Source organism: Nostoc sp. DedQUE07, from assembly GCF_034530975.2.
Classification (GTDB): domain Bacteria; phylum Cyanobacteriota; class Cyanobacteriia; order Cyanobacteriales; family Nostocaceae; genus Nostoc.
The window spans coordinates 201284-221734 of the sequence record NZ_JAVRCC020000007.1 but is presented as its reverse complement, the minus strand read 5'-3'; the positions used below and the strand labels follow the sequence as shown (position 1 = coordinate 221734).

At 39.0% G+C, this 20451-nt stretch carries 21 protein-coding genes and 1 pseudogene; 9 read left to right on the top strand and 13 right to left on the bottom strand.

The genetic code is table 11. From position 1 onward, the window contains the following. Positions 1-46: 46 nt before the first annotated feature. Positions 47-280 (top strand): annotated as a pseudogene (locus RMZ95_RS08625) (hypothetical protein); the annotation flags it as partial. Between the two features lie 25 nt (positions 281-305). Here the strand turns inward: RMZ95_RS08625 and RMZ95_RS08620 are convergent. After that, positions 306-527 (bottom strand): addiction module protein, encoded by a 222-nt coding sequence (locus RMZ95_RS08620; protein ID WP_322685210.1) that lies wholly within the window; start codon positions 525-527, stop codon positions 306-308. 338 nt (positions 528-865) lie between these two features. Between RMZ95_RS08620 and RMZ95_RS08615 the strand changes: the two genes are divergently transcribed. Then, complete coding sequence (locus tag RMZ95_RS08615) at positions 866-1153, top strand: hypothetical protein (protein WP_322685211.1); 288 nt, start codon at positions 866-868, stop codon at positions 1151-1153. Positions 1154-1174: 21 nt separating this feature from the next. Further along, positions 1175-1729 (top strand): HNH endonuclease, encoded by a 555-nt coding sequence (locus RMZ95_RS08610; RefSeq protein WP_409882229.1) that lies wholly within the window; start codon positions 1175-1177, stop codon positions 1727-1729. On the opposite strand, the gene RMZ95_RS08605 is transcribed toward RMZ95_RS08610, so the two are convergent. From RMZ95_RS08605 to sufB, 7 genes are all read right to left on the bottom strand, one after another. Then, positions 1730-2362 carry a Uma2 family endonuclease gene (locus tag RMZ95_RS08605; RefSeq protein ID WP_322685258.1) on the bottom strand — a complete coding sequence of 211 codons (633 nt, stop codon included), beginning with the start codon at positions 2360-2362 and terminating at the stop codon, positions 1730-1732. Positions 2363-2409: 47 nt separating this feature from the next. Continuing rightward, a complete protein-coding gene (locus RMZ95_RS08600; protein WP_322685212.1) occupies positions 2410-3042 on the bottom strand; it encodes a Uma2 family endonuclease in 633 nt (210 codons plus the stop codon). A gap of 1 nt (position 3043) precedes the next feature. Next, on the bottom strand, positions 3044-3652 hold the full coding sequence (locus RMZ95_RS08595) for a hypothetical protein (protein WP_322685213.1): 609 nt from the start codon (positions 3650-3652) through the stop codon (positions 3044-3046). A gap of 103 nt (positions 3653-3755) precedes the next feature. Continuing rightward, complete coding sequence (locus RMZ95_RS08590) at positions 3756-5018, bottom strand: cysteine desulfurase (protein ID WP_322685214.1); 1263 nt, start codon at positions 5016-5018, stop codon at positions 3756-3758. A 39-nt stretch (positions 5019-5057) separates the two neighbouring features. After that, on the bottom strand, positions 5058-6458 hold the full coding sequence (gene sufD, locus RMZ95_RS08585) for a Fe-S cluster assembly protein SufD (RefSeq protein ID WP_322685215.1): 1401 nt from the start codon (positions 6456-6458) through the stop codon (positions 5058-5060). After that, entirely contained in the window at positions 6458-7246 is a 789-nt protein-coding gene (sufC, locus tag RMZ95_RS08580; RefSeq protein ID WP_322685216.1) for a Fe-S cluster assembly ATPase SufC, read from the bottom strand. Before sufC ends, sufD begins: the two co-directional genes overlap by 1 nt. Before the next feature lie 89 nt (positions 7247-7335). Then, positions 7336-8775: a Fe-S cluster assembly protein SufB gene (gene sufB / locus RMZ95_RS08575; protein WP_322652385.1), complete on the bottom strand. Its 1440-nt coding sequence runs from the start codon at positions 8773-8775 to the stop codon at positions 7336-7338. A 434-nt stretch (positions 8776-9209) separates the two neighbouring features. Between sufB and sufR the strand changes: the two genes are divergently transcribed. Both sufR and RMZ95_RS08565 read left to right on the top strand, forming a co-directional pair. Beyond that, on the top strand, positions 9210-9893 hold the full coding sequence (sufR, locus tag RMZ95_RS08570; protein WP_322685217.1) for an iron-sulfur cluster biosynthesis transcriptional regulator SufR: 684 nt from the start codon (positions 9210-9212) through the stop codon (positions 9891-9893). An 87-nt stretch (positions 9894-9980) separates the two neighbouring features. After that, entirely contained in the window at positions 9981-10241 is a 261-nt protein-coding gene (locus RMZ95_RS08565) for a hypothetical protein (protein ID WP_322672636.1), read from the top strand. Positions 10242-10473: 232 nt separating this feature from the next. On the opposite strand, the gene RMZ95_RS08560 is transcribed toward RMZ95_RS08565, so the two are convergent. Both RMZ95_RS08560 and RMZ95_RS08555 read right to left on the bottom strand, forming a co-directional pair. Beyond that, positions 10474-11106, bottom strand: a complete 633-nt coding sequence (locus RMZ95_RS08560; RefSeq protein ID WP_322672637.1) for a hypothetical protein — start codon at positions 11104-11106, stop codon at positions 10474-10476. A 357-nt stretch (positions 11107-11463) separates the two neighbouring features. Continuing rightward, a complete protein-coding gene (locus tag RMZ95_RS08555) occupies positions 11464-11790 on the bottom strand; it encodes a YbjQ family protein (RefSeq protein WP_109009512.1) in 327 nt (108 codons plus the stop codon). A gap of 649 nt (positions 11791-12439) precedes the next feature. Here RMZ95_RS08555 and RMZ95_RS08550 point away from each other — a divergent pair. Then, complete coding sequence (locus tag RMZ95_RS08550) at positions 12440-13120, top strand: tetratricopeptide repeat protein (protein WP_322685218.1); 681 nt, start codon at positions 12440-12442, stop codon at positions 13118-13120. Positions 13121-13122: 2 nt separating this feature from the next. Here RMZ95_RS08550 and RMZ95_RS08545 read toward each other — a convergent pair whose 3' ends face one another. Further along, positions 13123-14025, bottom strand: coding sequence for an ABC transporter ATP-binding protein (locus tag RMZ95_RS08545; protein WP_322685219.1), 903 nt, complete (start codon positions 14023-14025; stop codon positions 13123-13125). A gap of 252 nt (positions 14026-14277) precedes the next feature. On the opposite strand from RMZ95_RS08545, the gene RMZ95_RS08540 reads away from it, so the two are divergent. The 3 genes from RMZ95_RS08540 to RMZ95_RS08530 all read left to right on the top strand — a co-directional run bounded on the left by RMZ95_RS08540 (position 14278) and on the right by RMZ95_RS08530 (position 17877). Continuing rightward, a complete protein-coding gene (locus RMZ95_RS08540; protein WP_322685220.1) occupies positions 14278-15879 on the top strand; it encodes an alkaline phosphatase in 1602 nt (533 codons plus the stop codon). Positions 15880-16069: 190 nt separating this feature from the next. Beyond that, positions 16070-17347 (top strand): AAA family ATPase, encoded by a 1278-nt coding sequence (locus tag RMZ95_RS08535; RefSeq protein ID WP_322685221.1) that lies wholly within the window; start codon positions 16070-16072, stop codon positions 17345-17347. Between the two features lie 8 nt (positions 17348-17355). Continuing rightward, positions 17356-17877: a hypothetical protein gene (locus RMZ95_RS08530; RefSeq protein WP_322685222.1), complete on the top strand. Its 522-nt coding sequence runs from the start codon at positions 17356-17358 to the stop codon at positions 17875-17877. A 54-nt stretch (positions 17878-17931) separates the two neighbouring features. On the opposite strand, the gene RMZ95_RS08525 is transcribed toward RMZ95_RS08530, so the two are convergent. Together RMZ95_RS08525 and RMZ95_RS08520 are read right to left on the bottom strand one after the other, a co-directional pair. After that, positions 17932-19290, bottom strand: coding sequence for a sensor histidine kinase (locus tag RMZ95_RS08525; RefSeq protein ID WP_322685259.1), 1359 nt, complete (start codon positions 19288-19290; stop codon positions 17932-17934). Positions 19291-19804: 514 nt separating this feature from the next. Then, positions 19805-20407 (bottom strand): hypothetical protein, encoded by a 603-nt coding sequence (locus tag RMZ95_RS08520; protein ID WP_322685260.1) that lies wholly within the window; start codon positions 20405-20407, stop codon positions 19805-19807. Positions 20408-20451 lie beyond the last annotated feature (44 nt).

The window sequence follows — 20451 nt, the reverse complement described above, 5'->3', positions numbered from 1 at the left end:
AACTATAGCAATCCTAAATGAGTTGTCAAAATCAAGAGACTAAGAGGATATAGAGGTTTTGTATTATGTTGTTTACAATCGCCAACGCCGGAGAAAACCAGCTTTAGAAGTTTATCGCTTTGTAAATAGTGAATATGTATTGCAACCAGGAAATTTCGTTTGATTATCAGAGATAGGTTTACCAATTGGTTATGAATGGGGAACCTATCAGGGAATTACGCGGGATTGGTTGTATTGGTATGACAAAGAAGGAGTCAAATATTTAACACCAGAAGAACGAGCGATCGCTTTGATTAACTAATAGTTCATTCAGATAAACCTAGTCTTTCCTTGACGGATTGCCAGGTTAAACCTTGGTTTGGGCTTTGGCGATGTATTTCTAAGCGTCTATCTAATTCTTGTTTTTGCTCATAGTTGAGAATAACTTCATCGGGTGTAGTCAGAATGCTGTCCCATAAGTCCTCGGCAAGCTGTATACGTTCAGATACACTTAGTTCGCAAATATCGACTTTTAATATGGGGTGCATGGTTTTTGTTAGTGTAGTTCCTTAGTTGCTTAATATAATACTATTTTAGATTATAAATTATTTATCTTATTCACAATAAAGTAAAGCATCAAGGTTACCTGATTTTAGAAATATTCTAGCAGCTAGTCCCAGTTTGCTCAGAGCCATCCTAGCTTGCTATATAAATATTTATTTTGCGTAAATTAGCATTGCCGCAATCATCTTTATATGCTATTAGAGATTTGACTGAGTTTTCAGATGTAAAATGTATCTCTCTTTATTTTTAGTTAGCTTTTGATTTGCTTAGGAATGCTACGTCGACACCTCAAGTTTTTTATAATTTTTGACTAATAGAGCAGATGATGAAAATTACTTCCAATAAAATTTTATATATAAATCTTTGTCCAGATAATAAATGGCGTAAGGATTGCATTTATACAGATAATACTATTCGTTTAGGACACATAGAAGTATCTCATCAACTTTGTCTTGAGTGTAAGTCAAAGAATAAATGGAGTGAAATTGAAGAAGAATTAAAGAAATATTTCACTAAAAATAAAGTGGTTAAACGTTGTAAGCAAATTAAAAATTTTTATGTATCTGATGAAAATACTTTATGGATAACTATTTTTGAAAAAAAGTTGTGATGGTGTTTTGCAAATACTGATATAACTGAACGAAGTGATAGCACAAAAGAACGTACTGTTATAAACAGATGGAGTTGTAATAATATTTTAGGTGAACCTTTAGAATTAGAATGTCTTAATGAAAAAATACAAAAAAGTTGCTTTCCTCCAGCTATTTATGAATTTAAACATCCTCAAGAAATACTAAAAGCAATTAATACAATAGAATACCAACAAATAGAAAATAATTTTCTTGAAGATTACCCCGAATTTAAGAATGAGATAGAAGAAGTTTTTATAAAAAGAATAAAAAGGGTTCAAAAAATAGTATCAACAACTAAAAATAAATACAATAATTGCTGCCAATTTGAAAATTGTGGATTTACATTTTTAGAAAACAATGGAGGTTTTTATTCGGAAGCACACCATTTAACTCTTTTATCTCAAGAAGGTTCACAAGACGAAAATAACGTTGTTATTTTATGTCCCAATCATCATAGAATGCTACATTATGCCCAAGTAGAAATTAAAGACAAAGAGAATAATAAACGTCTTGTAAAAATTAATGGGAAAAACTATTTTATAATTTATAAATAACTATACTATTTTATTTTTAACCCAAATACGAAAGGATTTGAGTAAAGCAATTTCCCCTAGACTTTTACTCTGCTCACTAAATCTGCTTATCTCACTCACTGATACTATTGGAAAGGCAATACTAAACTTACACTCGACATATTGCCCTTCTATCAACTGATAAAACTTTAAATTTTGTCCATCATATCTCCAAAGTTCAGTTACACCCAAGGCTGAATAAATACCCAATTTGTTAACTGAACTACTGGTAATATCAATCTCAATTGCTAAATCAGGCGGCGGCTCTGTTTCTAAATTTAGCGTTACTCTACCTCTAACTCTTGATTCATTTTGTATATAGTAGCAAGCATCTGGTTCTATTCCTCGCTTTGATATTTTCCGCTTCAGTGTTGTAGAACCCGCACTTATAATTTCTATTCCCAATTCTTCAGCTAAAACTAAAATGAAGCGACCAAATTGAATTTTAGGATTTTCGTGTTCAAAAAGTGGGGTCATAATTTCTAACACACCACAGTCATAAGCAAACCGAGAACCTCTATTTTCACCTGTATCTCTCAACAAGGCTTCAAAGGTTTCCCAGCTAATGTTCTGTAGCACTGTTCTTTGTTCACCAACCGTTGACTTGACAAGCATAGATTCAAAAAATAAGCCAGTAATTATATTTGTCAATTAAGTACACTTTACCCTATCTTGCCCTGCACCCAAGCACGGAAGGATTGCACCAAATCAATTTCATCCATAGTTTTACTTTGCTGGATAAATCTATTCATTTCATTAACAGAAATTAAAGGAAAAGCAATACTCGACTTAATTTCAATATATTCGCTTGCTACTAGTTGATAAAATTTTAAAACTTCTCCATTATATGTCCATAATTCTCCTACACCTAAAGCCGCATAAATATTAAGCTTATTAACAGAACTGCTAGTAATATCAATTTCAATTGCTAAATCCGGTGCTGGGTCTGTTGTTAAATCTAATTCTTGTTTACCTCTAATTGCTGGCTCATTTTGAATATAATAGCAAGTATCGGGTTCTATTCCCTTTGTTATTGATTTACGTTTCAATGTTGTAGAACCAGCACTTCTAATTTTAATTTTTAACTCCACTGCTAAAGCGAATATCAATCGGTCAAACTGAATTTTAGGATTTTCGTGTTCAAAAAGTGGAGTCATGATTTCTAAAACACCGCAGTCATAAGCAAACCGAGAACCTCTATCTTCACCTGTATCTCTCAGCAAGGCTTCAAAGGTTTCCCAGCTAACGTTTTGTAGCACTGTTCTTTGTTCAGCAGGCGTTGACTTGACAAGCATATTAAAATACTTCTTCTGTCAGGATGTTAGATAAAATCCCGATAATTTTACCTATGTCATTAATATAATACTCGCTCAAGTCAATTTCAATCACTTGCCCAATGAGCTTCAAAAACTTCCAGTTAGTTCCAGTGGTGACAGTTCCATAAATTGCCTGAATATTATTACCCTCACGTTCATTAAACAATTTAGCTGCTAACATCTCTGCTACACACTGACCTAATCCGGCATTGATATTTTCTTTTTTAGCTTCTACAATTGTGACAACTGGTGCATTCAGAATTAGTAACTCTGGTGAACGACTAATAATAAAATCGCAATTTCCATTTAAACCTTGTGCTGAATCAACAGTAAAGTCGATACCAGAAAATAAACTTATTTGATTATTTAAATATTTTCTTACAGCAATTAGAATAGGCGCAATAATCATCTCTGAACGGGATTTTTCAGTATTACTAGCAAGAGCTAAAGGTATATTTTCCCGCAATACTTCTGCAAGTAATGGTGGACACTCTACTTCTTGTACAGATGGAAATATATCAATTTTATCAGAAATAGTTAAACCAAAAGTTTTTCTAACTCTGTCTAAAGTAAAGTCACTGTATGACACTTTACTTGCTCCTGTAAATAATCCAGATAATTAAATTGTGCCAACTATTAGCAAGATATGTTGCTGATATTTGGCACAATCACTATCTGAATATTTTGTAACTTTAAGCAAGTAAACCTGCAAAAAATTCCAGGGTTTCTTTCAGTGCTTTGATGAAAATATCAATTTCTTCGCAGGTGTTGTAGAAAGATAGACTTGCTCGTGCGGTTGCAGCAAGACCTAAGTAACGGTGTAATGGTTGTGTGCAGTGATGTCCAGAACGGATGGCAACGCCTTCTTGATCTAATAATGTAGATAAGTCGTTGGCGTGGACTTCCCCGGCTGTAAACGACGCAAGAGCGGCTCTCCCTTCACCTTTAGCATTTGGTTTGGGGCCGTAAATTCTAATTTGGGGAATTTGCTCTAATTGTTGGAACAAATAAGCGGTTAATTCTGCTTCGTAGGCGTGGATTTTATCCATGCCGATAGTGCTAAGATAATCGATCGCAGCACCAAGTGCGATCGCTTCTCCAATTGCAGGTGTACCGGCTTCAAATTTATGTGGTAATTCTGCATAAGTTGAATGGTCTAAGTACACCTCTGCAATCATCTCGCCACCACCAAAAAATGGTGGCATTGATTCTAACAATTCCAACTTGCCATACAGAAATCCTATCCCGGTTGGAGCGCACATTTTATGACCGGAAGCTACCAACCAATCACAATCTATCTTCTGCACATCTACAGGATAGTGGGGAACACTTTGGCAAGCATCAACTAAGAATTTAGCACCGTATTGGTGAGCGATCGCAGCAATTTCTTCTACTGGATTAATGCAACCCAAAGTATTAGAAATATGCACCACCGACACCAGCTTAGTTTTCTCAGAAATCAGCTTTTTAAACTGCTCCAAATCAAAAGTTTCTTCTGGTGTTAATTCGACAAACTTCAGTACTGCACCCGTTTTTTGTGCGACCAATTGCCAAGGCACAATATTACTGTGGTGTTCCATCACCGATAGAATAATTTCATCCCCAGGCTGCAAATTATTCATTCCCCAACTGTAAGCTACTAGGTTAATCGCCTCACTTGCATTGCGGGTGTAGACGATTTCCTGACGGGATGCAGCATTGATGAATTTGGCAACTTTATCTCTAGCACCTTCATAAGCATCAGTAGCTTTAGCACTTAGAGAATGGGCACCTCGATGTACGTTAGCATTATATTGCTCGTAATAATCCCGCAGGGTATTTAATACGAATAAAGGCTTTTGCGAAGTCGCAGCATTATCGAGATAAACCAGGGGTTTCTCGTTGACTTCCTGATGCAATATCGGGAAGTCAGCGCGAACTTTATCAGCAAGGGTTTTGGTAGGAGTAAAAGTCATTGGTAGATTAGTTATTAGTCATTAGTCATTTGTCATTTGTCATTCGTCATTCGTCAGAGACTTAAGATTATTGACTGTGTTTAACAAGATTTCTCGTAGAGAAGGAACTGGTATTTTGTTGATGATTTCGGCAGCAAAGGCGTTGATTAACAACTTACGAGCATCGTTTTCATTAATTCCCCGGCTTTGGAGATAGAATATTTCGTCATCTTCCAATTGGCTAACGGTAGCACCGTGAGCGCATTTGACATTATCGGCAGTAATTTCCAGTTGGGGTTTGGTATCAACTCTGGCTTTCGATGATAGTAGCAAATTGCGATTCAACTGGGATGCATTTGTTAACTGCGCTGGTTTGGGTACAAAAACTTTACCATTGAACACCGCATGAGCGCGATCGCCTACAATACATTTATGCAATTGGTCACTTGTACCGTGAGGATAGTTGAGTGCGATCGCACTGTGAGTATCAGACAACTGCTTACCATAAATTATCGTCAACCCATTGAGAGTAGTTTGTGTCTGCTCACCAGTTTGCAAAATTTCTAAATTGTGCCGCGACAACTTTGCACCTAAAGTTATGGCATGACAAGTATATCGACTATCACGAGCTTGTGCGATCGCAGTTTTCCCAATATGAAAAGCCTCTGCACCTTCTTGCTCAACTCTAGTGTGACTTACTTCCGCATTGTCACCAACCCAAATTTCCGTAACCGCGTTAGTAAAATAGACTCCTTCTTGCTTGGCGCTCTTGGCGTCTTCTCTACGAGACGCTGCGCGATGGCGGTTCGTATACTCTTCAACCAACGTCACCTGCGAACCACTTTCCGCCACCACCAAACAACGCGGCTGCGAAATCGTCGCAGCCTCCCCCGCAACCGAAATAAACACCAAATGAATTGGCGTTTCAACTACCACATTCTTCTTCACCCACACCACAGCTGCATCAGTTATCCCAGCCGTATTGAGAGCAGTAAAAACTTCTTGCGCTCCTTCAGCTTGAGCTAAATACTGCCGTACCCCTTCCTGCTCAACCGCAGACAAACCAGCCAAATTACTCACCACAATTCCAGATGGGAAATCTGAAACTGCGGATAACTCCGGCGCAAAAATGCCATTCACAAATACCAAACGGCTATTAGCCGCTTCTGGCAAAATATCAAATTCTAAAGACGCAAAATTTCCCGCCTCTACATTAAATTGCACCTTTCGTAGAGATGACAAATCAGTAAATCGCCATTCTTCCTCGCGGGTAGTCGGGATAGTCGAATGGCGTACCCAATTAGCAGCACTTTGGCGTAATTCCTGCAACCAACCTTCTGTTTTCGTTGCTGTTACTTGATTTAACAACTCAGTCAGATAATCATCTCTATCTAACAAAGTCGATGTCAAGCTGACTACATTTGAATTAGGTATTGGACTAGGAGATACTTGAATACTCATTACACACCCACCTCAGCAGCAAATTCTTCCAGCACCCAGTCATAACCGCGAGACTCTAATTCTAGTGCCAGTTCCTTACCGCCACTCGTGATAATTCGCCCCTGTGCCATCACATGCACAAAATCAGGCACAATATAATCGAGTAATCGTTGGTAGTGAGTAATCAAAATTGTAGAATTTTCTGGAGTTGCCAGTTGATTTACCCCATTCGCCACAATTCTGAGCGCGTCAATATCCAGACCTGAATCAGTTTCATCCAAAATTCCTAACTTTGGTTCCAGCAACGCCATTTGCAGAATTTCATTCCGCTTCTTCTCACCACCAGAAAACCCTTCATTCAAACTCCGACTGAGAAAGCTGGAATTCATCTTCACCACATCCAGCTTTTCCTCAATCAAATCGTCAAAATCAAAAGCGTCTATTTCCTCTAAACCTTGCGCCTTCCGCCGGGAATTGTACGCCACCCGCAAGAAATCCAAATTGCTCACACCTGGAATTTCTAACGGATACTGAAACGCCAAAAATACACCACTTCTTGCGCGTTCTTCCGGTTCCAATTCCAGCAGATTTTGCCCCTGGAAAATCACTTCACCGCCAGTCACCTCATACGCCGGATGCCCAGCCAACACCTTAGAAAAGGTACTTTTACCAGAACCATTTGGCCCCATGATCGCATGAATTTCACCCGATCGCACCTCCAGATTCACACCCTTCAAAATTGGTGTCCCATCAACATTAGCCGTCAGATTCCGTACCGACAGCACAACTTCACTATTTTCAATAATCATCTTCTCTCCCTTCTCTGCGCCTCTGCGGTTCGTTATTCCAAAAGATAAACACAGAACGCCGATGTCCCTGTGTTTATCCTTGCTTCCATTTATCCAACACTGCCTTCCAACTTCAAACTCAACAACTTATCAGCTTCCACAGCAAACTCCATCGGTAGCTGATTAAAAACATCCTTACAGAAGCCGCTAACCATCATCGAAATGGCATCTTCTGCTGAAATACCCCGTTGAGCAAAGTAGAAAAGTTGATCTTCCCCAATCTTAGAAGTAGAAGCTTCATGCTCCACCTTCCCAGTATTATTTTGCACTTGGATATAAGGGAAAGTATTAGCATGAGCATTATCCCCAATCAGCATCGAGTCGCACTGGGAATAATTTCTCGCGCCTTTAGCCGTCGGATTAACTTTCACTAAACCCCGATAGCTATTACTAGAATTACCTGCGGAGATTCCTTTAGAAATAATTGTACTGCGGGTATTTTTACCTACGTGAATCATCTTTGTACCCGTATCAGCTTGCTGCATATTATTTGTCAGCGCCACCGAGTAAAACTCACCCACAGAGTTATCACCCACCAAAACACAGCTAGGATATTTCCAAGTAATTGCCGAACCTGTTTCTACTTGAGTCCAGGAAATCTTGGAATTAACGCCCTGACACAAACCGCGTTTGGTGACAAAGTTGTAAATACCGCCTTTACCATTGGCATCTCCAGCGTACCAATTTTGGACGGTGGAATATTTAATTTCCGCGTTATCCAGAGCGACAAGTTCCACAACGGCGGCGTGCAACTGGTTGCTGTCATACATTGGTGCGGTGCAACCTTCAAGGTAAGAAACATAACTACCTTCTTCAGCGACAATCAAAGTCCGCTCAAATTGTCCCGTGTCACCAGAGTTGATGCGGAAGTAGGTAGACAGTTCCATTGGGCATTTCACGCCTTTAGGAATGTATACGAAGGAACCATCGCTAAATACGGCGGCATTTAAAGCGGCAAAGTAGTTGTCAGCTACAGGAACAACGCTACCCAAGTATTTTTGGATCAGTTCTGGGTGTTCTTGCAACGCTTCCGAAATCGAGCAGAAAATAACCCCGTCTTCCGCTAGCTTTTCTTTAAATGTAGTGGCGACAGAGACGCTATCGAAAATCGCATCAACGGCGACGTTTGCCAGTCGCTTCTGTTCAGATAGGGAAATGCCTAACTTCTCGAAAGTTTCTAAAAGGGTTGGATCGACTTCATCCAAACTGTTGAGCTTTTCTTTCTTGCGTTTTGGCGCTGAGTAATAAATGATATCCTGATAATTTATTGGCGGGTACTTGACATTCGGCCAAGTTGGTTCCGTCATTTTTTGCCACTGGCGATAAGCTCTGAGGCGAAAGTCCAGCATGAATTGCGGCTCGTTCTTCTTAGAGGAGATCAAGCGGATAACGTCCTCGTCTAGTCCACGCGGAATAGTGTCGGCCTCAATATCGGTGACAAAGCCGTACTTGTAGGGTTGGTTGACTAAGGTTTTGACAGTGGCACTCATCAGTAATAATCTCTCGTGTTCGGAACTTGAATCTCTCTATAGGGATGGGAGACGGTTTTCTTTAGCCGATTCCCATCTACCGTTACGGAATGGTTACACGGCTGCTAGAATAGTGGTGGAGAGTAAAACAACAGCTATGTTGTTTAATCTATCTTCATTTTACGCTAAATTAACAACAACAATGTTGTCAAAGTCAAACAATTTTGGATTTTAGATTTGCAATTTTAGATTGAAAGAGACCACAAAGGTGCTTGGCTCAAGGATTTTAGATTGACGATCGCGTAGCGGGCTATATACCAGAAAACTTTTTTAATCCAAAATCGTTCGACTGAGCGAAGTCGAAGTCCAAAATCCAAAATCCAAAATCGGCACGGTCAAATTTTCAAAGAAATTAATTTTTGGGGCGTTCGCTGAACGTCTCGCACTACATGAAGATGGCGACTACCCACCAGTCCTCAACCAAGCAAGATATCCTAGAGTATCTGCACAAACACGAAAAAGCAACGGCTTTGGAGCTAGCTGAAGTTTTAGACGTTACCCCTCAAGCTATTCGTCGCCATCTCAAAGATTTGGAGACGGAGGAGCTAGTTTTGTATTCGACATCAGTGCAGGCGGCGGGGATGGGGCGTCCGCAGCATCTTTATCAACTGAGTCGTCAAGGACGCGATCGCTTGCATCGAACAATGAGCGATCGCTTTGGTGATGCAAGCGGAAATTTTGCGGTTTCGCTGCTAGACACCTTAGCCGAAACGGTAGGACACGATCAATTTAAGTCGATTTTAGAGAAACAGTGGCAGCGCAAAGCTAAAGAATACCGCGATCGCGTTGGTAACGGTTCGCTGCGAGAACGTGTAGCCAACTTAGTAAAGTTGAGAAAAGCGGAAGGCTTCATGGCAGAGTATCACCCGGTTGATGTGAATGACTGCCTTGAGAGCGATCGCTTTATCTTAATGGAGCATAACTGCGCCATTTCCAACGTTGCCGAGTCTTTCCCCAGCATCTGTGGTCACGAATTAGAAATGTTTGCAGCCGTCTTACCAGATTGTAACGTAGAGCGCACCCACTGGATTATTGATGGCGAACATCGTTGTGGTTATTTAGTACAAATTCGTCATTAGTCATTAGTCCTTTGTCATTTGTCATTTGTCATTTTTTTAATAACTAATACCTAACTAACTTTGAGATAGCATTTCATTTTTTCATTTATGGATGTATCACCACAGCAACCATCAACACAATTTTTAACCCTGGAAGAGTCAGCAAAAGTAGATGCGGCGTTGTTGTCTTCCCCAGAAAAGTTTTTAACAAGATTGACAATTTCATCACTGAAGCTTTTGAAGCATATTGCCCAAGAGTACGGTGTTGCTATTGAAGATTTGACAGCGCAGCAAGTAATTGCCTGGTTTGAAAAAGATGGAAAAATTCGTCGTGAGCAGGGAATTGAAGGTTCATATCTGAAATGGTGATCTGCGGTAGTAAAGTTTGCATTTTATGTTCAGTTAAGAAAATTGTAGGTTGGGTAGAACGAAGTAAAACTCAACAAAGTTAAGGAAATGTTGGGTTTCGTTCCTCAATCCAACCTACGTATAAGTTGAGTTTTAGGTTTAACAACTGTATTGTGCTATAAACAAAAAGCACCTTTTTAAAGGTGCTTTTTGTTTATAAATAACATTTGATTTTTCAAACAATTATTTAAGTTTAAGTATTGTAAGTGTTAGTCCGAGGACTACGAGCGCCAGTTACGGCTCCAATCATTGAGGCTATTAAACCCAACAAAGAACCAAACACAAACCACCACAATCCCGAACGTAAATTAGCTGCCGTTTCACGAGCTTGTTGGGCACTTATGTTTGCTTGTGGTACATTAACACCACCTTGCTGTTGTACCTGGTTTATGACTTCTCCTGCGTTAGAAGCAGCAACACCAAAAGCACCAGATACTCCACTTGCTAAAAGCCATGAGCTAACTGCCAAAGTCGTTGCCCAAAGAATTGCACCGTTCAGAAGCGCTGTATTGCGGTTCATGGGCCCACAAGCACGGGCTGTAACCCAACCACCAGTAAATAGGGAAATTAGTAAAGCGATAGTTGACCAAAGCCCCGCATTACCCGCAGCGTTAGGGGCAATTGTTCTGGGCGCACCTGAACCTTCAACTGTGCCTGCTGCAAACGCACCAATGATAGCGCTCAAAATTAATTGGGTAGCTAAGGAAACCAACAAACCAGAGATAATCGGCCCCCAGCGAACAAGATCGTGATATTCGGCTACTCGGCCCGCTACCGCAGGCTCAGTATGAATAGCGTCATTACCTGTCCGATTTACGTATGACATAGCTTATGTTCTCCAGTGCTGTTTCAGCAAACTTGCTGCTTAGGTATATTCATGTTTATGCTTAAAATTAAATAACTAAACGAGCTGTTTTAATCTCTATCGATAGAAAGATTTAATAGGTGTATCTTTAGTGAGAAAAATAGATTTGCTTTCACAATTTTTAATATAATTTAGTAATTATTTATGCATTAAGAATTTTTTCTAAATTTTCAAATAAAAATTATTAACTTAAAATGCAAATATTAGCTAGCTATCATCTATTAGATAGCTATCATAGAGCAGCTTTAGCTATGTATGAACTAGACTTAATCTAATTAAAACTTTGTAATGATTGTCAAAAATAAAAATCATCAAAAACTAACGCATCTTCACAGCAGTGCCTGTGGCAGTAATCAGCAAAAGCACTCCTGACTGGTCAATATTTATTGTGCCGGTATCAATTTCAATCCCGATTACAGCATTTGCTCCTAAACGTTGTGCGCGTTGTTCTAATTCTTCTAGTGCCTTGCGTTGACCCTGCTCAAATAAACGCTCGTAGCTACCAGTGCGTCCACCGATAATATCTCGAATACCAGCCAAAAAATCCCGCAAGAAATTGCTACCGTAGACGACTTCTGCTGTCACAATGCCTAAATATGATTCAATCACGGCTCCTTGAATGACATCAGTGGTAGTTATAATCATAAATTAACCTCCTATATGGGATATATCTTAATATTTATTATTAAAGTATTTTGAGAAATACTTTAATAATTGTAACTATTCTTACAGAAGACAAGTGTGATAAACATCCTCTCATACAATTTTAGATTGCACTTTGGGGTTAGTGTTGTCCTAAACAGGTTAATCCTACATTTGACAGTTTAAATTTATCTTATCTTTGAATGACCAAAAAAGGATGTAAATGCCTAAATTAAAACTTCTCAAAGGGTAGTATCAAGGATTAAAAATGTCAGAAAATTGGATACAGAGTCAGCAAGCTTTTAAATGAAATAAAAATAGGAATAAATGTCAAAGCCTATAAGCTTGCTGTATCAGAATTTAGGATTAAGTCAAATTCCTGGTGAGTTGTTCTGGGTAATACGTATAACTACTGATTAAAAAATGTGTAGTTTTGCTATAGTACTGGTTTATATGTAGGGTATCTTCACCTGCTTTCGATCGCTTGCACTTCATCCTTCAGTAAAAACTCTGTTATGTAGTGCTAAATGTAAACGAAAAGAAAATGAACTATTAACATCTGAATCACTACGAATAAATACAGTTTTCAAAAACCCATATTTTTGTTTTAATGTACAAGAAAAAAGTCCTCTAAAATTTCAGGAAATTTACTGTGTACAAACCAACATCATTCGTGTTTAGTGTGGTGTTACTAGGATGTTTTGCTTTCACCATACCTTCAGTAGCTCAAGCTCAGGTATTAGTGGCGCAAGCCAAAAACCCAGAATTAAAGCAATTACTGGAGGAAGGACGGAGGTTAGTCAATGCTGGGGATTATGGTGGTGCGATCGCTGTTTATCAGCAAGCAGCTAGTTTAGATCCGAAGAATGCTAAAATCCATTCAGGTATTGGGTATTTATACGCTCAACAGGGAAATTACCAGGCAGCATTAACAGCTTATCGTAAAGCGATTGGTATCAACCCTAACAATAGTGATTTTTACTACGCTGTAGGTTACATCAAAGCCAATTTGGGCGACACGCGTGGGGCAAAGGAAGGTTATCGTCGTGCCATACAACTGAACCGTAACAACGTCAACGCCTATTTAGGATTGGCTGTAACCCAATCGCGTATGGGAGACTATAATGCTGCTACCTGGGCATACCAACAAGCAATCGACTTGGATAAAAACAACGCCCAGACTTATGAGTTGATGGGTTCGATGTATAAACAGCGACGACAAGCCAAACAAGCAAACAGCTTGCTTCAGAAAGCCCGTGACTTGTACAAACGACGCAATGACTCAGATGGCGTAGAAAGGGTAGAAGCCATGCTGCGGCAGTTAGGAGGATGAGGTTAATCTAACTGGCGTCCCGTTAATTCCACAAAAATATCTTCTAGATTAGAGGGACGCACCATCATTCCAGTTTTATCTGGCTGTTCATTCAAATAGATATTTGCTGCTTCCAAGGATGGGAAAAACAGATATTCCCAATTACGAGCGCTATCACTTCCCACATTAGATACACCTAATTGTTTCATCACCAAACCTTCACCGTGAGCAGAGCGCAGTTGTTGTAAAGTTCCCAAAGAAATCAGCTTACCGCTATCCATAATACCGATGCGTCCTGGCTTGGTAGAACCAAAGGCATCGCATAAAAATTCGACCTCATCCATATAATGGGTCGTCAGTAGCATCGTCATCCCTTGTTTATTTAAATCCCGAATAATTTCCCAGAGGCGTCGCCTAGTCTGAGGGTCTAGTCCTACCGTTGGTTCATCTAAAAACAAAATTTGCGGTTGATGCAATAAGGCTCTCGCAATCTGCAACCGTCGTTTCATACCCCCAGACAGGGTTTTTACCAAATCATCACGTTTTTCTGCTAGCTCAACATACTCTAGCCATTGATTAATCAATTTTTGTCGCTGCGGGTTACTAATGTGATGTAGTCTCCCGTGCAGTTCCATATTTTCCCAGACGGTTAAATCGTTATCCACACTGACTTGTTGCAAGACAACGCCAATACTCTGTTTTGCCAACGTTGCTTGGCGTGTCACATCATATCCACCTACTTCTATCCATCCTTGGGACGGTTTCGTGAGTGTAGTCAGCATCCGAATTGTGGTTGATTTACCCGCACCGTTCGGGCCAAGTAAAGCAAATATCTCCCCCGCTTCAATTTGGAATGATAGGTCATTGACTACAGGTACATTGTTGTAAAACTTGTAGACATTTTCTAGAAAGACAGCAGCAGTCACGTCGCTTCGCTCCGAATTAAAAATTAAAAATTAATCAATTGATAAATAAATTTAGTTGCTCTGTATCCTTTTCTGTTCGATCATGGATAAATTTGCTTACAGTAGTTCTTAAATCAAGACTACCACTCAGATTACATCAAACTAAATATATTTTATTAACCCTTAGATAACTCAATCTTTACTTGTTGACATAACAAGGTGTGGTAAACACTTATCCTGTAATACTTTAGTTTAAGGTTGCTGTTATTTAGTATGGAATCTCATCACCCATTGAAGCTAAATCGGCGTCAGTTTTTGCTACATTCAGCTATCACTGCTGGTGGAATTATTTCCACAAATTTTGTAGCTAAATCACCAGTTTTTGGCGAAGCACCTGCAATTATCACCTCTGATAGAATGCGTCCTGGCATACCTTATGGTGTAGCAAGTGGAGATATATCTAACGATAGCATCGTGATTTGGAGTCGGAGCGATCGCCCTGCCAAAATGATTGTAGAATATTCTACCAGCGAATCTTTTCGCAATGTGCAGCGACTTGTGGGGCCTAATGCTTTAAAGAATAGCGACTTTACAGCACGACTTTATCTGAAGAATCTACCACCAGACCAAAAATTATTTTATCGGGTGATTTTCCAAGATTTAGATTATCAACGTACTTGCAGCGCTCCTTTTTATGGTACTTTCCGAACACCCCCCAAATCTGGGCGAGATGTATTCTTTGTGTGGGGTGGCGACACCGCCGGTCAAGGATGGGGAATTAATCCTGAGTTTGGTGGAATGAAAATTTACGAAACTATGCGCCAACTTCATCCCGACTTTTTCATTCATTCTGGCGATAATATTTATGCTGATGGGCCTATCCAATCAGAAGTAACTTTAGACGACGGCACAATTTGGAAAAACATCACTACACCAGAAAAATCAAAAGTAGCAGAAACTCTCACAGAATATCGTGGTAACTATATCTACAATTTGCTAGATAAAAATATCAAGCGTTTCAATGCTGAAGTTCCCATATTGGCACAGTGGGACGACCACGAAACAAGAAACAATTGGTATCCTGGGCAAATTATCCTCAACGATGACCGTTATACAGTTAAGGATGTTAACTTGTTAGCCGAAAGGGCAAGACAAGCATTTTTAGAATATCTGCCTATTGGATATGAAAGCAATAATCCAGATAAAGCGAAAATTTATCGCTCTTTCAACTATGGCCCATTGTTAGACATTTTCATGCTGGATGAGCGCACCTACCGGGGGCCAAATTCCCCCAATAATCAGCCAGTACCAAGTAAAAAAACAGACTTTTTGAGCAAAACCCAAGTGGAATGGTTGAAAAGGCAACTGCTGTCATCAAAAGCAACATGGAAAGTGATTGCTAGTGATATGCCTTTGGGACTGATAGTTAAAGACGGTAGCACTGATTTTGAAGCTTGGGCAAATGGAAATGACCCAGCTTTAGGAAGAGAATTAGAACTTGCCGATTTACTACGATTTATCAAAAACAAAAATATCCAGAATGTTGTTTGGTTAACTGCTGATGTACATTACGCAGCAGCCCACTATTATAACCCCGCTAAAGCTCAGTTTACCGACTTTAAGCCTTTTTGGGAGTTTGTTGCTGGGCCGCTTAACTCTGGCACATTTGGGCCAAACGAGTTAGAAAATACTTTTGGCCCACAATTAATATTTCAAAGTCTTCCTCCAGGTACAAAAGCAAATCGACCGCCAAGTGAAGGTTTGCAATTCTTTGGAGGAGTCAAAATTAATGGAAATACAAAGGTAATGACGGTAACATTGCGTAACTTGGCTGGAAAGACTGTTTACAGTGTAGATTTACCGCCAGAAAAATAAATCGCCAAAATCACAATGAGATGTAGCCAGTTAGATAGAGTAATTACGCAATTTTTTACTTTGTCTGCTGGCTTTGCTGTTTTTTGGGTGGGATGTTGAAGGATGAAAAATTTGTGCGATGCCTGCGGTGGGCTTTGCCAACGCCACTGTTAGGAGCTAAATTTAAGTAAGTAGAGTTTTGGAGTTGATCGTGCTTAAGCAACTCATTTTAGAAAACTGGAAAAGTTTCCGTTATGCCGAGCTTCCACTTGACCCATTGACTGTTCTGATTGGTACAAATGCGAGTGGTAAATCTAATGTAGTTGAAGCTTTGGAGTTTTTACAAAGAATCGCTAGAGGTGAGAATATTGAAGCAGCTTTAGCCGGAGATAAAATACTTTCATCTATTCGTGGTGGTGTAGAGTGGGCTGCATTTAAACCAGAAAAAGGATTTACATTAAAAGCGTTGGTTGCAGGCGAAGATGAACAAACTGATTATTTATATGTTATAAAAATTCAAACGATACCTGAAACTAGAGTTATAGAAGAATATATCGAACCTCAAATATTAAGTAAAAGCTTTGCAAATAATTATTCAAATAAAATTAGCACTAAAAGTTTACATTTTCAAACTAGAAGTGGATTAAAAGAATTGAACCCTCCTATTAATATAGATGAAATGGTAAACTTTAGAAAATATTTAGACATAAACAATATTTCTACAGATATATCCATTTCAAATGAAGAATTTCCAAGCATATACAATGAATATATAACTTTAAATAAAAAAATTAAAGATTGTGTAATTTCTAAGTTAGAAAACATATTAATTCTCAATCCCGTACCTTCAAAAATGCGTGATTACTCCCGCCTATCTGACGATTTTGAAAGTGATGCATCTAATATTGCGGGTGTGCTAGCAACATTACCTGATGAACGGAAAACAGAAGTAGAATCAACGCTATCTAACTACGTCAAAGATTTACCAGAACGTGATATTCAAAAAGTATGGGCAGAAAAAGTGGGTAGATTTGGCACTGATGCAATGCTCTATTGTCAAGAAAAATGGAAACCTGATCAAGATCCAACGCCGATTGATGCTCGAACTATGTCTGATGGAACTTTACGTTTTCTAGCAATTATCACAGCACTACTTACTCGGCCAGAAGGTAGTCAAATAGTAATTGAAGAAATAGATAACGGGCTTCATCCCTCGCGTGCAGGATTGTTGGTAAGAATACTGCGAGAGATTGGTCAGAAAAGAAAAATTGATATATTACTTACCACTCATAACCCAGCTTTACTTGATGCTTTAGGCCCAGAGATAGTTCCTTTTGTGGTTGTCGCACACCGCGATAAAGAAACTGGAGAAAGTAAGCTTACTCTTTTAGAAGATATTGATAATTTTTCTAAGCTCTTTGCATCATATTCTTTGGGTGATATGACAACTAAGGGTGCAATTGAAAGAAGCCTTTCTCATAATGAATAACTACTAATATGATAAAGGTGCTACTAATCGATACATCGCTTTTATGCGTTTGGTTACAAGTTCCAGGTAGAGAAACTGCTGGTAATAATGAATGGAATTTTGAGCGCGTAAATCAGAAAATTCAGGCAGAAATCGCCAATTCAACAACACTGGTACTTCCTTTAGCGAGTGTTATAGAAACAGGTAATCACATTGCACAAGCTAAAATAAAGACGATAAATAAGTTTCCAACAGCTCAAAAATTTGCAGAAATCATAACTTATGCTGCTGATGAAACGACACCTTGGGCGGCTTTTAGTGAGCAGATTGTGCTTTGGGAGGCAGCAGCACTAAAAAGTTTAGCGGCTCAATTTCCCATTCAGGCTGTGCAAGAGACTTCTATGGGTGATGCTAGTATTGTCATCTTGGGTTGGCACTATCACCAAAAGGGTTTCCATGTAGAATTTTTAACTGATGATGACAAGTTAAAATCTCAAGAACCACCGCCACCGCAGCCACCTACACGGCGAAGCAGTCGAACAAAAAGGTAAAATATTCTTGAGCGATTAGTATTTACCCAAAATAGAGATTTTTTAACTAACTTGTCAGGAATTAAGTTCGACAGGAATTGTAATAATAAACTCGGTTCCTTCTTTTATGTTAGATATACATTGCAGTTGACCACAATGTTTTTCTACAACAATTTGATAGCTGATAGATAGCCCTAACCCAGTGCCTTTACCGACGGGTTTTGTGGTGAAGAAGGGGTCAAATAATCGCTTTTGTATATCCTTGGGAATTCCAGTACCATTATCGGCAATGCGAATAACTACTTGCCGATTGTCTGTGACTTCAGTACGAATACGAATTAAAGGTGATTTTAGAGTTGAATCAGCTGATTCAAAACTCTCAAATATAGCATCAATTGCATTTGATAGAATATTCATAAATACTTGATTGATTAACCCAGCATAGCATTCTACTAGAGGGAGATTTCCATATTCTTTATCAATAGTAATTATCTGACCTGTTTGCTGATTTATAAGACGGCTTTGTAATATTATTAGAGTACTATCAATCCCTTCATGAATATCAACTATCTTTTTATCAGATTCATCGAGGCGAGAGAAATTGCGTAATGAAAGAACTATCTCTTGGATACGCTCAGTACCAAACTTCATAGAATCAAGAAGCTTGAGGAAATCAGCAGTTAAAAATTCTAGTTCCATTTCTGCGATCGCAGCTTTAATTTCTGCTACTGGTGCAGGATAATGGTGTTGGTATAAGCTAATTAATTGTAGTAAATTTTGAGTGTAGTTGAGTGCATAAACAATGTTGCCAGCGATAAAGTTCACAGGGTTATTGATTTCGTGTGCAATGCCAGCAACAAGTTGTCCTAAAGCAGCCATTTTTTCATTTTGAATTAATCGCGCATAGTTATTCTTCAGGGTACGAAAACCTACTTTAGCAATTCTAGATTGTTCTTCTACTTTCTCTAATTGAGCTAATGTTAAAATATGAATTTGGGAATAAGCTAAAAGTAAATGATGGAAATCGAGTAGCTTAAAACTACCTAACTGAGTTTCTATTAAAATCGGTTCATATACAAATTGAGGTTCTCGCTGCAAAGCTAGCTTATTTGCTTCTACAATGAGCGTATCCTCAGAAATTATACACACATCTGGCTGAAGAAAGTTAATCAGATTGATCGCAGGTCGTTTAGAAAATAGTGGAAAACTATAGGGACGACTCATGTGTTCAAAAAATCTTTGTCGAGAAATCATCCCCAGATAATCATGATTTTTCACCAGAATAATACCTGGTAGTAAAGGCTCTTGCTTAAAGAGTGTATTCAAATCATTTGCTGGACTATCTGCTTCGACGTAAACAGACCAAAGTGGTAATTCTTGCAAAGTAGACTCTAATTGCAAGTTCAAATTATTAGCATTTGTCATGCTATGCATTGCCAACATAGTTTAATTCCTTAACCTTGAGTTAACATTTCTGATAACACCCCGAATCAGCATTGCGATAATTGCAAAGTTAATCAAACTTATATTTCCCTGATTACTGCTGAAAATTACAGTTATGCTGCAAAACTGCTGATGTTAGTGCATCCGGTTCTTTTCTATGCTGGAGAATTGATACTAATTAGAATCTTTTGTTACCTACTCGCTAACCTTGTGACGTTAAAATTATTATTTATTTAAACTTATTTTGGAATACGCTTTTAGCAAGAGTTAATAAAGGAACTTCAAACACAGTTATAAACTACACTAAAACTGCATCAATAGCAGTCAGCGAAATTGCTCTTGGAGTGAAAGAGAAAGTAATTAAAAAGGGTTTTAAAAATTTGGTTATCTTTCAGACTGCTGCTTACAGTTACAGGCTACTGTTTAGAGAAGTAAAGCATTATCTTGTACAATCAACGACAAATAGCTCCCCTAGATGGGGAGTTATTTGATATCAGTTAGTTAGCTAAGATGAAATTGGTACATTTTTAAATGCGGCTGTATCTGGCACAAAAATGTCTAAATTATTGATACCATCGGGAACTCTTAGCCAGATATAAGCATCTGCGGAGGCTTGTGGACGTACTTGGAACAAAGAAACGCTTCCTGTTGAGCGATTAAGAGCAACTCCTTTGTAGGTTACGCTAGTGTCAGGATTGCGGGCTGTTGTACTAGCCACCGAGATAATATCGCTACCAACAACTCCGTCTGTGGCAAGGCGACGAATCCGCATTTGCAGATTTACCACATCACGGTTTCCAGTTTCTGGATCTTTAATTCGTTTTGCTGAAAGTAACTCAACTTCTGCCTTTTTGCCAAAAGCAGGCTGCACAAATTGGCCAGGGCTAATAATTGCTGAAGTTGTAGCACTAGCTGGCGATGGTGAGACTGTTGCTTGTGGAGAAATTGTAGCTGTAGGACTTGGGACTTGAGTGGGAATGGTGTTACTGGCTGTACTAGTAGCATTTAGTGTTTGCCGTAACGTAAAAACTTCATAAGCTACATAGCCGCTACATCCCAAAGCCAAAGTAGAGAGTAATACAGCTACACCAGATAAAAATGTACTCACACCATTGCCTCGATTTCGTATTTCTGTATATGCAGGTTGACTTG

What these genes read in the sequence shown, in the direction of transcription:
- RMZ95_RS08620 (WP_322685210.1), bottom strand. Translation starts at nt 527, where the DNA reads ATGCACCCCATATTAAAAGTCGATATTTGCGAACTAAGTGTATCTGAA.
- RMZ95_RS08615 (WP_322685211.1), top strand. Translation starts at nt 866, where the DNA reads ATGATGAAAATTACTTCCAATAAAATTTTATATATAAATCTTTGTCCA.
- RMZ95_RS08605 (WP_322685258.1), bottom strand. Translation starts at nt 2,362, where the DNA reads ATGCTTGTCAAGTCAACGGTTGGTGAACAAAGAACAGTGCTACAGAAC.
- RMZ95_RS08600 (WP_322685212.1), bottom strand. Translation starts at nt 3,042, where the DNA reads ATGCTTGTCAAGTCAACGCCTGCTGAACAAAGAACAGTGCTACAAAAC.
- RMZ95_RS08590 (WP_322685214.1), bottom strand. Translation starts at nt 5,018, where the DNA reads ATGACTTTTACTCCTACCAAAACCCTTGCTGATAAAGTTCGCGCTGAC.
- sufD (WP_322685215.1), bottom strand. Translation starts at nt 6,458, where the DNA reads ATGAGTATTCAAGTATCTCCTAGTCCAATACCTAATTCAAATGTAGTC.
- sufC (WP_322685216.1), bottom strand. Translation starts at nt 7,246, where the DNA reads ATGATTATTGAAAATAGTGAAGTTGTGCTGTCGGTACGGAATCTGACG.
- sufB (WP_322652385.1), bottom strand. Translation starts at nt 8,775, where the DNA reads ATGAGTGCCACTGTCAAAACCTTAGTCAACCAACCCTACAAGTACGGC.
- sufR (WP_322685217.1), top strand. Translation starts at nt 9,210, where the DNA reads ATGGCGACTACCCACCAGTCCTCAACCAAGCAAGATATCCTAGAGTAT.
- RMZ95_RS08565 (WP_322672636.1), top strand. Translation starts at nt 9,981, where the DNA reads ATGGATGTATCACCACAGCAACCATCAACACAATTTTTAACCCTGGAA.
- RMZ95_RS08560 (WP_322672637.1), bottom strand. Translation starts at nt 11,106, where the DNA reads ATGTCATACGTAAATCGGACAGGTAATGACGCTATTCATACTGAGCCT.
- RMZ95_RS08555 (WP_109009512.1), bottom strand. Translation starts at nt 11,790, where the DNA reads ATGATTATAACTACCACTGATGTCATTCAAGGAGCCGTGATTGAATCA.
- RMZ95_RS08540 (WP_322685220.1), top strand. Translation starts at nt 14,278, where the DNA reads ATGGAATCTCATCACCCATTGAAGCTAAATCGGCGTCAGTTTTTGCTA.
- RMZ95_RS08530 (WP_322685222.1), top strand. Translation starts at nt 17,356, where the DNA reads ATGATAAAGGTGCTACTAATCGATACATCGCTTTTATGCGTTTGGTTA.
- RMZ95_RS08525 (WP_322685259.1), bottom strand. Translation starts at nt 19,290, where the DNA reads ATGCATAGCATGACAAATGCTAATAATTTGAACTTGCAATTAGAGTCT.